Annotated in this window: 11 protein-coding genes; 4 read left to right on the forward strand and 7 right to left on the reverse strand. The window is 35.5% G+C overall.

The annotated features are described in order from the left end of the window. Positions 1–200: 200 nt before the first annotated feature. From ACLBWW_RS08525 to ACLBWW_RS08535, 3 genes are read right to left on the reverse strand one after another with little or no spacing between them, the layout of a single operon-like run. Complete coding sequence (locus ACLBWW_RS08525) at positions 201–1,601, reverse strand: sensor histidine kinase (protein WP_000494801.1); 1,401 nt, start codon at positions 1,599–1,601, stop codon at positions 201–203. A gap of 3 nt (positions 1,602–1,604) precedes the next feature. Further along, a complete protein-coding gene (locus ACLBWW_RS08530) occupies positions 1,605–2,276 on the reverse strand; it encodes a response regulator transcription factor (protein WP_101195538.1) in 672 nt (223 codons plus the stop codon). Then, a complete protein-coding gene (locus tag ACLBWW_RS08535; protein WP_001234162.1) occupies positions 2,269–3,243 on the reverse strand; it encodes a YncE family protein in 975 nt (324 codons plus the stop codon). The genes ACLBWW_RS08530 and ACLBWW_RS08535 overlap by 8 nt, the downstream gene beginning before the upstream one ends. Positions 3,244–3,379: 136 nt before the next feature. On the opposite strand from ACLBWW_RS08535, the gene ACLBWW_RS08540 reads away from it, so the two are divergent. The 4 genes from ACLBWW_RS08540 (at position 3,380) to ACLBWW_RS08555 (ending at position 8,643) form a co-directional block, all read left to right on the forward strand. Next, positions 3,380–4,495, forward strand: coding sequence for a CdaR family transcriptional regulator (locus ACLBWW_RS08540; RefSeq protein ID WP_048545040.1), 1,116 nt, complete (start codon positions 3,380–3,382; stop codon positions 4,493–4,495). Positions 4,496–4,612: 117 nt separating this feature from the next. Continuing rightward, positions 4,613–6,025, forward strand: coding sequence for a glycolate oxidase subunit GlcD (gene glcD / locus ACLBWW_RS08545; RefSeq protein WP_046957068.1), 1,413 nt, complete (start codon positions 4,613–4,615; stop codon positions 6,023–6,025). Beyond that, on the forward strand, positions 6,022–7,350 hold the full coding sequence (locus ACLBWW_RS08550) for a (Fe-S)-binding protein (RefSeq protein ID WP_447613987.1): 1,329 nt from the start codon (positions 6,022–6,024) through the stop codon (positions 7,348–7,350). Before glcD ends, ACLBWW_RS08550 begins: the two co-directional genes overlap by 4 nt. Positions 7,351–7,815: 465 nt before the next feature. Then, entirely contained in the window at positions 7,816–8,643 is an 828-nt protein-coding gene (locus ACLBWW_RS08555) for a CAP domain-containing protein (protein ID WP_098047512.1), read from the forward strand. Positions 8,644–8,683: 40 nt separating this feature from the next. On the opposite strand, the gene ACLBWW_RS08560 is transcribed toward ACLBWW_RS08555, so the two are convergent. The 4 genes from ACLBWW_RS08560 to ACLBWW_RS08575 all read right to left on the reverse strand — a co-directional run bounded on the left by ACLBWW_RS08560 (position 8,684) and on the right by ACLBWW_RS08575 (position 13,115). Further along, complete coding sequence (locus ACLBWW_RS08560) at positions 8,684–9,289, reverse strand: DUF1648 domain-containing protein (RefSeq protein WP_060489453.1); 606 nt, start codon at positions 9,287–9,289, stop codon at positions 8,684–8,686. Between the two features lie 91 nt (positions 9,290–9,380). Further along, the gene (locus tag ACLBWW_RS08565; RefSeq protein ID WP_447613988.1) at positions 9,381–10,304 is read right to left on the reverse strand and encodes an RluA family pseudouridine synthase; all 924 of its coding nucleotides are present in this window, start codon (positions 10,302–10,304) and stop codon (positions 9,381–9,383) included. 100 nt (positions 10,305–10,404) lie between these two features. After that, complete coding sequence (locus ACLBWW_RS08570) at positions 10,405–10,821, reverse strand: hypothetical protein (RefSeq protein WP_000490295.1); 417 nt, start codon at positions 10,819–10,821, stop codon at positions 10,405–10,407. A 101-nt stretch (positions 10,822–10,922) separates the two neighbouring features. Continuing rightward, the gene (locus ACLBWW_RS08575; RefSeq protein ID WP_048545050.1) at positions 10,923–13,115 is read right to left on the reverse strand and encodes an MMPL family transporter; all 2,193 of its coding nucleotides are present in this window, start codon (positions 13,113–13,115) and stop codon (positions 10,923–10,925) included. Positions 13,116–13,204: the final 89 nt, after the last annotated feature.

Genomic DNA, 13,204 nt, shown 5'->3' on the forward strand with positions numbered 1-13,204 from the left:
CAGTTAAATCACCTCAGTATCTTCCAAACAACAATTGAAACGATTTATAAGAACTTTGCATCATAACTATTTTAGAACGAATTGGTAAGAAGTACAAATGTTTTGTTCATAAAATCGTCAAATTTTTAATATTTATTTGATATTAATTTATATTTATTCCTCTATTCATTGCACTCATGAAGAAAAGCATGTCCTTCACGTTAGAACATGCTTTCTTCAACTTGTATTTTCAATTTAATACTAACCGTCGTTCCATGCCCTTTTTCACTTTCAATTCGCCACTGTCCATCATGTATATGAACAATTTGTCTGACAATGGCAAGGCCTAAACCTGTTCCACCATGTTGACGACTTCTCGCTTTATCAACGCGGTAAAAACGTTCACCAAGATTTTCTAAATGCTCTGTTTCAATACCGATTCCTGTATCTTTTATGTTTAATTCACAGTAATCATCTATCTGCCTGAGTGTTATCACAATATCCCCATTTTGATTTGTATACCGTATCGCATTATCTAACACGTTATGAAGCACTTGTTGCATACGATCCTCATCAATCATTACAATGATTTCTGGATTTAAATTTGTTGAAATACGAATTTTCTTTTCTATAAACTTAATCTCATACGTATCTAACACATCTTCAATCAGTTGTGAAAAAACGATAGGTTGTTTCTTTAACGGAAAATGTTCACCTTCTAATTGTGCTAAATCTAATAAATCATGAACGAGACGCTGCATACGACCCGCTTCTTTATGAATGAGCTGTGTTACTTTTTCCTGCTGTGGTCCCTTCGCTACACCATCTAAAATAGCTTCACTATATCCTTTTATATAACTAAGTGGTGTTCTTAGTTCATGCGAAACGTTAGCTAAAAATTCCTTACGCTTTACGTCTTCTGTCTCTAAAGAATTTGCCATTTTATTAAATGCTTTTCCTAATCGTCCAATTTCATCTTCGGAAGAAATTGTAATCCGTTCTGAGAAATCTCCCGTAGCCAAATGATTGGCAACTCGTTCCATTTGCGAAAGCGGTCTCGTAATAGCAATAATAATCTTTCTACCAATCCATATTGTCAGTAAAGTCATAGCAAGTGCTAATGGCGCTAAAATAAGGCCCATATCATATATTAAGTCTTTTATACTTTTTAAAGGAATATAAGAATATACAATGCCAACTAACTTTTTATTTTCTAAAACAGGGATGACAACCCCCATAATATTTCGGTCAAAATGTTCCTCATACCCTATCTTTGTCACAGTTTTTCCATCTAATAATGCTTGCCTGTCCCCTTCACTTATAAGAGAATGATGATGCACATCAAAAGGTAAACACGCGCTTAAATCACGCGGATTAGATACGAAAAGAACATCTGAACTAGATATTTGATCAAATGCTCTTACTTTCTCTTCAAAAGTTGCTATTCCTTCACGCTTATCATATTGCGCAGCAAGACGTTTCCCTTCCATTACTAATGAATCTTTTAAATTATCAACGTATAGTTTTTCATACGAGTATAAAGATACAAAATAAAGAAAGGAAACTGTTACACATACTGCACATACTACTGTAAGCCAAAGCTTCTGTACCATCGTAAACATACGTTACACCTCAAATTTATAGCCTACACCCCAAACCGTTTGAATGTAGTTTCCACTTTCTCCAAGCTTCAAACGCATCGTTTTCACGTGCGTATCCACTGTTCTTGTACTTCCGGCATAATCATATCCCCATACCTTTTCCAGCAATTGTTCCCGGCTAAATACTTGTCCCGTATGTTGGCAAAGAAAATAGAGTAAATCAAATTCTTTTACTGTAAGAGAAATCGGCTCACCATCAGCCTCAATCTTCCTACTTTTTTCATTAATAAGTATCGGTCCAAACTGAATCTCTTCTTGTTGCTCTTGCTTCGTATAACGTCTTAGCACAGCTTCCATACGAGCAATTAGTTCTCCAGGACTAAAAGGCTTTACAATATAATCATCTGCTCCGATACGCAAGCCATTCACCCTATTCCACTCTTCACCTTTTGCTGTTAAAAATATAATTGGTACATCCGACGTTTTTCTAATTTCTTTACAAACTGAAAGTCCATCCATCTCTGGCATCATAATATCTAATACAACGAAATCATAATGATCAGTCTCTAATTTTTTTAGAGCCTCTTTTCCATTTTCAGCTTCTCCCCACTCGTATCCGAAATTATCTAAGTACATTCCAACAAGCTGCCTCATATCACTTTCATCATCTACAACTAGCACCCTATATTTACTCATTGTCCTTCCCTTCCCTCTCTATGAGTTGAAACGGCCCTTTTCCGACTTTAATTGTTTGTTTTATTTTCAAGCTCTTCATATCCATGACACACACTTCATCACTATCATAGCTTGCTACGTATCCTTCTGCTCCGCTCTTCAAAAATGCAAATGGATTCGATCCTACTTCTACAGAAGCCACCTCTTTATACGTGCTAACATCAAACTTTCTAAGCGTATTCGAACCGTGACTTAATGCATATACATTCTTATTATCCTTCGTTATATTCACAGGCATAAACGGAGCATGTAAAGAACGTACCATTTCTCCGCTCTGCAATGAATACACTAATACTTTTTCATTGACTTGATTTCCATCACCATGTCCGCCAATCCATATTTCTTTCCCATCCGGGCTAATTGTCGCTCCCGTTGATGCTGGGGGAATCATAAAGGATTGTATCACTTCTTTTTTCTTTGTATCAATGGTCGTTAGCTTCGTATCATAAAAGTTTAATACAGATAACTGGTTATCGTGCTCTACCATCGTAATTGGTCCTTTTCCTGTTGATACACTCCCTGTCTCTTTCCCTTTTATCGTAAAGAACCTTACCTTTTGGGCAGTTTGATCGGCAGCAAATAATTGTTTTTTATCCTCGGATACAATCACATTTACAATGCCTTTTCCCGTTTTATATTTGTCCACTTGCCTTCCTTCTGCTAGTGAATATACATACATGTACTCTAACTGCTTGCCATATACAAGTATGTCCTCACCGTTTGGAAGTAGTGCAACTCCTGCCATTGGCTCATTAAGTTCCCATGTCGTAATTAACTTTTTAGTTTTTTCATCAACAAAACTAATACTACCTTCTTTTATATTCGTTGTTATAATAACACTTTTATCTTTAGCAATCGGTGTATATGAACTTCCTTGACACCCTACTAATAGAAATAAAAAACAGAGAAGAAAAACATACTTTCTCAAAAGATTCCCTCCATCTTCGGATGATTTCGTTATAATTGTAAAATAACAAATAAATGTGTGGAAAGTGTGAAATTTTCCTTTCTTACTTTATTTACATATATAATGTACAACAAATAGAATTTGAGGTGTGCAAATTATGCTTTTTCCTGATTTAGCGAATAAAATTGTACGAGAAGTACGCAGATTAATTAAAGAAAATATCATTATCATTAATATACAAGGCGTTATTATCGCAAGTACAGATGTAGAAAGAATCGGCCAATTTCATGAAGGTGCACTCCGATGCGCGAAACAAAAGAAAACTGTCATTATTACAAAAGAAGATGAACGACGTTTGCAAGGCGTAAAGGCGGGTATGAACCTCCCCTTACTATTTCATGACGAAGTAATTGGTGTCATTGGAATTACAGGCGAACCTGAAAACATTTCACAATACGGAGAAATATTACGTAAAATGACCGAACTACTCATTCACGAAAACTACTTTTTAGAACAACTGGAACTTGAACACCGTTCTTATGAAGCATTTGTCTTTGATTGGCTTCAAAATACAGACTGGTCTCCAAGCTTTCTCGATCGCGCAAAAACACTTGGTATTGATTTATATAAGAAGAAACAACTTATTTTGTTCTCTATCGATCAAAATGACACGATGCTTCAGCGTAAGATTTGGCAACACGTACGCAATCTATTAACAAAGGAGCATCTATTTGTTCGTTGGGGAAATGATCGATTCATTTTATTTACAGCCACAAACTCCAAAGAGCAAACGTATCAATTTTTAAAAAGATTAAAACAAGACTGTGAAACTTTGTTTTCTATTCCTTTATATATTGGGATTGGACAATCCGTTACACCAAGCAATATGAACTTATCGTACGAACAAGCATTACAAGCTCTTTCCGTATCACTTGAAACGAAAAAAATTGTATTTAATGAAGATTTACGTTTAGAAATGTGCTTACAAGATATTTCTGCTGAAACGCGGGAACAGTTTCTAAGGCGTACTATCGAAAACTTACTATCATCTCCTGAGCTTATGCACACTTTACGCTTATTTATTGATTATAACCAATCCTATAAACAAACAGCTGAACAATTACATATACACATTAACACATTGCATTACAGACTTAAAAAGATTGAGGAGCATACAGGACTTGACCCGAAACAATTCAAAGACTTAAACATTTTATACTTCTCGCTCCTCTTATTAGATAATCATACAAAAAAGAATGATAAAAAAGATTAATCTTTAGATGATTATACATAGAAAGAATCCCCCAACTTTTTTATCATTATAATGAAAGCACTGTTACAACGTTTTTTATGATGACTAAATACGTTAACAGTTTGAGGGGGATTTCCAATGTTAGAAAAGCAAATTATTCATTCATTCGTATCCATTGTTGGCGAAGATAATGTAGATACATCCAATATGGGGCGTTTAACGTATAGTTATGATGCCACTCCAAACTTCCAAGCAATGCCTGATGCAGTCATTGCTCCTCGTAATACAAATGAAGTAGCTGAAGTGTTAAAAATATGTAACACTCACAAAATTCCTGTATATGTTCGTGGTTCTGGAACAAACCTTTGCGCGGGGACATGTCCACTTGAAGGCGGTATCGTCCTTATCTTCCGCCATATGAATAACATTTTAGAAATTGATGAAGAGAATTTAACAATTACTGTACAAGCTGGTGTAATTACACTTGATATTATTAAAGCGGTAGAAGAAAAAGGTTTATTTTATCCACCAGATCCAAGCTCGATGAAAATTTCTACAATCGGCGGTAACATTAATGAAAACTCAGGTGGATTACGCGGATTAAAATATGGCGTAACACGTGATTATGTGATGGGTCTTGAACTTGTCTTACCAAATGGCGATATTATTCGTACTGGCGGTAAATTAGCAAAAGATGTAGCCGGTTACGATTTAACTCGTTTATTTATCGGTTCTGAAGGAACACTTGGCGTCGTAACAGAAGCAATATTAAAACTTGTTCCTATGCCTGAAACGAAGAAAACGATGCTTGCACTATATGAAGATATTAATGAAGCTGCACGTGCTGTTTCTTCTATTATTGCAAATAAAATCATTCCAGCGACACTTGAGTTTTTAGACCAGCCGACAATTGAAGTAGTAGAAGAGTTTGCACAGATCGGTTTACCAACTGATGTAAAAGCAATTTTATTAATTGAACAAGACGGTCCACCTGAAGTTGTCAATCGAGATATTGAAAAAATGGCTAACGTTTGCCGCTCTATGAATGCAGTCGATGTTCGCATTGCAAAAGATGAAGCGGAAGCAGATGCGCTTCGGACAGCTCGCCGTAGTGCACTATCAGCACTTGCAAGATTAAAACCTACTACAATATTAGAAGATGCAACGGTACCACGCTCACAAATAGCTCCGATGGTTGAAGCTATTAATGCCATTGCAAAAAAATATAATATTCCTATTTGTACATTTGGGCATGCTGGCGATGGCAACCTACACCCAACTTGTATGACAGATGCTCGTAATGAAGAAGAAATGCACCGAGCTGAACAAGCTTTTGCTGAAATATTTGCGAAAGCAATTGAACTTGGTGGCACAATTACTGGTGAACATGGTGTTGGTGCGATGAAAGCTCCTTATTTAGAAATGAAATTAGGTAAAGAAGGTATTGCTGCCATGCAAGGAATTAAACAAGCCTTCGATCCAAATAACATTATGAACCCTGGCAAGATGTTCGCGAAAGACACTCGCAAAAGAGTGGTGGTTGAGCGATGACAACATTAAATAAAGAAAACATTCAAAAAGAATTTAAAGAAAGATTAAGTGAAGATGAACTACTAAACTGTATGCGATGCGGTTTCTGTTTACCTACTTGTCCTACTTACATTCAATCTGGATATAAAGAATCACATTCACCACGAGGACGTATTGCATTAATGAAAGCGGTCGTTGACGGTTTAATTGAACCAGATGAAGATGTTGAAAATACATTGAATGTTTGCCTTGGCTGCCGTGCTTGTGAACCTGTTTGTCCATCAGGTGTAAATTACGGACATTTATTAGAAGAAGCTCGTGATATTATAAATCAAAACAAAAAGTTCTCGGTGCCAGTGAGAGCCGTTCGTAAAGTCGTTTTTGAAGGGCTCTTCCCGCATCAAAATCGAATGAGAACATTAACAGGGTTAATCGGATTTTACCAACGTTCTGGTTTACAAACACTAACACATAAAATGGGTATTATGAAGTTATTCCCTGAAACACTTGCAACAATGGATCTCGTTTTACCAAAAGTCCCTAAAATGAAAGCAATGAAAGATCGTCCTGCATTTTTACCTGCTGAAAGTACAAAAAAGAAACAAGTTGCATTCTTCACAGGCTGTTTAATGGATACGATGTTTTTAGAAACAAATAACGCAACGATGAAACTTCTTCAGTTAGCTGGTTGTGATATCGTTATTCCGAAAACACAAAGTTGCTGCGGTGCATTACATGGGCATGCTGGTGAAAAGAGCGGAGCGAAAGAATTAGCGAAACGAAATATAAAAGCATTCGAAGATTTAAATATCGACTATATTATTACGAATGCAGGTGGTTGCGGAGCTTATCTCGTAGACTACGATTATCTTTTAAAAGATGTTCCACAGTGGGCTGAACGCGCAAAGCAGTTTGTTTCTAAAATTAAAGATATTACTGCTATTCTAGTAGAACTAGATTTCCATAAACGAAATGACTTACGACTTCCATCGCAAATTATTACGTATCAAGACTCTTGTCATTTACGCAATGTTATGCGAACATCTTCAGAACCTCGTATGTTACTAGAAGCAATTCAAGGCGCAACATATCGTGAAATGAAAGATGCGGATCGCTGCTGTGGTTCTGCTGGTATTTACAATATTGTTCATTCAGAACTCTCCATGGAATTTCTAGATTATAAAATGGACTGTGTACATGAAACAGAAGCAGCAACTATTGTTACTGCAAATCCAGGTTGTCTACTACAAATGAAATTAGGCATTGAACGAGAAGGACTTTCTCATAAAATGAGAGGAATTCACATTGTAGATTTATTATTAGAAGCAATTGAAACCAACTCGTAATAACTCGTAACATACGTAATAATAGGAAAACGGCTATCTCCTTCGTCTATGTAAAGAGATAGCCGCTTTTTTGTCCGCTACAATATTAAAAGTATGTTACTTTATTATAAAAAAGAACAACAGATACATTACAGTTTTGTAAAAATCAATCCAGTATATTCCTAAAAAAAACTCTCAAACCATTGATACAATAGGATTCTTCATTTTCCGTTTAGGTAAATTCATCCAAAATACCCCTCTTAAAACCAAGTATAAAAATGCTGAAAATTCCTTTTATACTCTATGTTTCTCTTATTTTTCCTCTTTTCCCCTCTTAGGATAAATTAGGTAATTTTTAAGTCTATGAATTTTTTTCCATCTTTTTTCTCACAAAATCTATGCTACGATGAATTTGTCAGTCAGACAGGCTGTCAAAAACAAATCGTGTGAAAACAAATTAAAACTTTATATAGGGGGACACACATCATGAAAAAGCGTGTTTTATTATCTGTAGCTGCTGCAACGGCTCTTACTTTAGGAGTATCTTCTCTAGATGCACAAGCTGCAACAGTACAACCATCTAACGTAAAGGTTCAAAATATTCAGCATTCAAAAGTGATGATGAAGCAAATGAACCAACAAGAATTACAAGCATTCTTACAATCTATGGGCGTGGAATCATTAGCACAATGGCAACAAGGAAACTTCCAACCAAATTGCATTATTCCTGGTCAACAACCAACTGAAAATGTTGTAACTGAGCAACCAACAGCTAAGCCAGAAACTCAAAAGCCTGCTGAGCAAAAACCAGTTGAACAAAAGCCTGCTGAAGAAGTTCAAAAACCAGAAGCTCAAAAACCTGCTGAAAACAACAATACTCAAAAACCAGCTGAACAAAAACCTGCTGAGCAAAAGCCTGCTGAAGAAGCAAAATCTTTAAGCGAATTCGAACAACGTGTTGTTGAATTAACAAACGCTGAACGTGCAAAACAAGGCTTACCAGCACTAAAAATTGATACTGAATTAAGCAAAGTAGCACGTGTTAAATCTGAAGATATGCAGAAGAATAACTACTTTGATCATAACAGCCCTACATACGGGTCTCCGTTTGACATGATGAAGAAATTTGGTATTTCTTATACATCTGCAGGTGAAAACATCGCTCAAGGCCAACGTACACCTGAAGAGGTAGTACAAGCTTGGATGAACAGTGCTGGACACCGTGCAAACATCTTAAATAACGGCTTCACTCACATCGGTGTTGGCTATGTAGAAAGCGGCAACTACTGGACACAACAATTTATTACGAAGTAAATAGATTAAAAGAGTCTTCTCATAATGAGAAGACTCTTTTTTATGTTTCATAACTTTCTATTATGTATGAGTATAAAATGTAAAACATGAACAAAATAGAACCACTACTTATTACACTAAGTAATACATAAAACCCCCACTTCAAGTTCAAAAATAATGAAAATAATATACTACATGCCATCATTTGAAAAATCCGCCTACTCACTAAACGGATCTTTTGTAATTTGATTGGGTCTTTTTCCGTACTCTGAACTTGTTTAAACAACTTACTAAGCATAAAAAGAAACATACTAATCCCAATTGTTAGTCCTGTTTGAAAGGATATCATACTTCCAAAATTAATAAAGAGAATGAGCATATGGATAAACAACATAAATAAAGTAATCGTCTTTAGAAATCCACTTATAATGACATGCTCGCCTTCATTAAACTTATATATATTATGTGAAATAATATACATCAATCCATGTAAAAAAATAAGAAAAAAAGGAATAAATGCTATAACAACTTGTTTACTCATAAAATCGTTCGGCCCACCATTTTCATCCCAATGTACAGCCATCTCATTTGGTAAATATGGATAGAGGCATAGAGTAACTAAAAGACAAACGAAAAATATTCCTAGTATGTATTTATATTTGACCAAGCAATTCTCACCTCTCTTTTCTCTTAACGGCTTCGCTTCTTTTAGAGAAATTCCTGCAAGAATCTACTTTTCTCAAATTTAAACTTACACTTTACGCATTCATTCTTTGAAATTCTTTCATTGTATCATTTAATTTTGCAGGGAATGGTACATCCACTTCGATCTCTTCTTTCGTAATTGGATGTAAGAAGTTTATCTTCATCGCATGTAATGCTTGCTTGGACATATATTGCGTTTGTCCACCATATAATACATCCCCAACTAATGGATTACCATGATAGCTCATATGAACACGAATTTGATGGGTTCTACCTGTTTCTAATTGTAACGTTACGAACGTAACATTTTGGTTTTTAAAATACTTCTCTACTTTATAAAATGTGATAGCTTGATCTCCCTTTGGAGAAACACGTCGTCTCGTCGCATGATGGCGATCTCTTCCAATAGCTGCGTCAATTGTTCCTTGCTTACCTTTTACTTTCCCTTCCACAAGCGCCGCATATGTTCTTTTAATTTTTCGTTCCATTAATAAACGATCCATAATTGCACCAGCAATTCTATGCTTAGCAAACACGACACCACCTGTCGTATCTTTATCTAACCGATGGATATGACGAACCTTCGTCTCTAAACCTTGCATTTGAAAATGAAAAGCAACAAGGTTTGCAAGTGTTCCCATCCCACCTTTTTCCGCAGGATGCGTATCCATCTTCTCAGGCTTATTTACGATGAGTACGTGATCGTCTTCATATACTACATCTAATTCACCATATTCAGGCTCTACATCGTATTCTTCTTCGATAAACATATGCACTTGTAACTTATCGCCTTCTTTTAAAAGCTCATTCCATCTTCTCTGTTCTCCGTTAACGGTAATACCTTTTTCCATACGAAGCTGATGTAACAACTTTTTCGGTATTTCCCATTCTATTTTTAATAACGAATCAATACTTATGCCATTCCATTTCGCTGGAACAGTAATTTCGCACCATTCGCCCTTCTTCTTCGTTTCCATACTGTATCACCTTATTTCTATTGATTCTCTCATTGTAACGGAAAACACAATTTGATGCACCGTCAAAAATAGAGGCCAGTCTTATAGTAGACTGTCCCCCTCACGCTCTACGCCGTTTCATTTCCTGCAATACTTCTTCCGCTTTTTGCTCATACGATAAATCTTTAAAGAAATCCGCCAATCTTTTATAATCATTATACGTATCTAATAAGTCATCAATTTTTTCTACTTTCATCACTTGTTGTTTTTGCTTCATTTTTACTGGATAACGATAGCCCGATACTTCTTGTATTTTGTAATACTCATCCTCTACTTGAATGACCTTTACAAGTTCCTCCTCTTCCGCATCCATCGTATACCCATCAAAATCTCTAAGCAATTCATAAATGATATGAGTCCATTCATCTTTTGGATAAAATCCTTTTTCTAACCGATAACCGACAATGCGATACATATGCCCATCGTTTTCTGCAAACTGTACTGTATCATTTAGCTTAAACTTAAAATAACGAAACATTGCCTTCACCTACTTATATGTAATGTTCTTATCACATACTATTTGCAAAATGTAGGTCTTGCTATTCATAAAAAAATACTCATCTATAAGATGAGTATTTTTTACGATGATTTTTCTCTTTTCTTTCGAAATGGTAACCACCAGTTCCAATCTCCAAACAGTTTCATTAAACTTGGTACAAGCATAAGACGAATAATTGTTGCATCAAGGAATATTGCTAATGCAACACCAAGCCCCATTTGCCGTACTGGTAAAATATCAGTAAAGGCGAACGCACCTGTTACAACAATCATAATTAACGCAGCTGATGTAATGATCCTACTTGTTGACACAAGTCCTTCTAACGTTGCTTGATCATTATCTCCTGTTTCTTCATATAACTCATGAATACGCGAAATAAGAAAGACTTCATAATCCATACTAAGCCCAAATACGAGGCCGAAAATAAAGATTGGTAAGACAAATAAAACAGGACTTGCTTCTAAACCAAAATGCCCACCTTCAAATAACCAAACAACAATTCCAATTGTCGCGCTTAAACTAAGTATATTCATAATAATCGCCTTAATTGGAATGAGTATAGATCGGAATGCAAATAATAATATAACAAAGGTCGACCCAAATATAACAGACATACCAATTGCAACTTTATCTTTAATTTCATCTTCTAACTCTTGTTGGAACGTTGTCATCCCGCCTAAATAATACGTAACATCTGTTTCTTTATACTTTTGTTTAAAATCACGAACCCACTGTTTAGCAGTTTCAGTACGTGGTTTTGTTTTCAAAAAGATTTCTATCGTCGTCTTATTTCCTTTCGTATACGCTTCAAATATAGGAGCTAGTTTCGCCGCTTCTGGCGACTCTAACATTCCAGCAACTTGATCTGCTTTCATACGAGTTAACCCGTCGTATAAGCTTCTAACTTCATATACTTTCTTATCATCTTTTAACTTTTGAACGACTTCTTCTATCTTTTGTAAACTTTCTTTTTCTTTCATATCTTTTTTCGTCTCTACCACTAACGTAACATCAGCGTGTTTTTTTGCAGTTTTATTAAATGCCTCTTCGTACTTCTCATATGCAATTCTTGTATCACTTTGTTTAGGTAGAGCTTCTACGTCAGGGAACTGCAAATTAGCTGTACGTAACGGTAATAAGCAAATAACAATAAATGTTGTAACAACAATAATCATTGCGATTGGATGTTTCATTACAAATTGTGCAAATTCACGCCACGCCTTTGCCGGCGTATGTGCTACTTGATTCTTTTTTAATATTCGTTTCCCAATTAATGATAATAGCGCTGGAAGAAGCGTGAGTGAGAATAAAATACTCATAATCACAACAATCATTCCGCTAATTGCGACAGACTGAATATAATCGATTTTAAAGAAAAACAAGCCAGATAATCCAACAAATACACATAATCCTGAAAATACGATAGCGCGCCCTGCTGTTTGATATGTAATTGCTATCGCTTCTTTTACCGTTCGCTTTGCAACTTCCTCTCGAAAGCGATTTACAAATAATAGTGCAAAATCAATAGATAGCGCAAGTCCAATCATCGGTGCAACATTTAACACAAAGATAGATAGTTCCTTATCGCTACCTATAAAGTATAATATGCCCATCGTACTAATAACACTAAGTGCCCCATTTACAATTGGTAAAATAGATGCCAAAAGACTACCAAATGAAAATAGTAATACGAGAAATGCAATTGGTAACCCAATCATCTCTGCTACTTTTAAATCATTTTGCGTTCTTTCATTAATCTCTTGATTAATTTTTGGAAACCCTGTAGGCGTTACTTTTAATGCGGCATTACTTTCCTTTTCGATTTTATCAGCAAATTGCAATGTCTTTTCCATTCGTTCTTTATTTGTTTTCCCGGAAAATAAAATTGTCGCATAGCCGATATCATCTTGTAACATTTCTTTATTTTGCACTGGGTGATGGAAAGATTCATATGTCTCTTTCTCTTGTACATTCTTTACAATTCCCTCTACTTGCTTTTGAAATTCCTCATGTGAAACACCCTTATTTTTTTCAAAAACGAGTAGAAGTGTGTCTTGAGACCTCTTAAAATCTTTATCTAAAATTTCTTTCGTTTTTTGATAGTCCCCTTCCGTTTGGAAACCATCACCGCCTAATACTCCCGGCAGCTTTGGAGCGAAAATACCGAGTGCGATCGCAACCAATAGTAATGCTACAATTACTGTATAACGAAACTGATACAAAAAAGCTCCTAATTTCCCCCACTTATCTACTTTATGTACATTTGTTTTCACACATTTTCACCTACTTTAAATAATTCAATTGTCATTTATACTGTATCACATCTTCGTACAAACAAAAAACGTCTGGAAACACTATATTG

Source organism: Bacillus sp. M5A3_1b (genome assembly GCF_053345335.1).

Excerpts from the sequence above, each read along its gene's own strand:
- glcD (WP_046957068.1), top strand. The coding sequence starts at position 4,613 with ATGTTAGAAAAGCAAATTATTCATTCATTCGTATCCATTGTTGGCGAA.
- ACLBWW_RS08570 (WP_000490295.1), bottom strand. The coding sequence starts at position 10,821 with ATGTTTCGTTATTTTAAGTTTAAGCTAAATGATACAGTACAGTTTGCA.
- ACLBWW_RS08550 (WP_447613987.1), top strand. The coding sequence starts at position 6,022 with ATGACAACATTAAATAAAGAAAACATTCAAAAAGAATTTAAAGAAAGA.
- ACLBWW_RS08555 (WP_098047512.1), top strand. The coding sequence starts at position 7,816 with ATGAAAAAGCGTGTTTTATTATCTGTAGCTGCTGCAACGGCTCTTACT.
- ACLBWW_RS08530 (WP_101195538.1), bottom strand. The coding sequence starts at position 2,276 with ATGAGTAAATATAGGGTGCTAGTTGTAGATGATGAAAGTGATATGAGG.
- ACLBWW_RS08540 (WP_048545040.1), top strand. The coding sequence starts at position 3,380 with ATGCTTTTTCCTGATTTAGCGAATAAAATTGTACGAGAAGTACGCAGA.
- ACLBWW_RS08525 (WP_000494801.1), bottom strand. The coding sequence starts at position 1,601 with ATGTTTACGATGGTACAGAAGCTTTGGCTTACAGTAGTATGTGCAGTA.
- ACLBWW_RS08565 (WP_447613988.1), bottom strand. The coding sequence starts at position 10,304 with ATGGAAACGAAGAAGAAGGGCGAATGGTGCGAAATTACTGTTCCAGCG.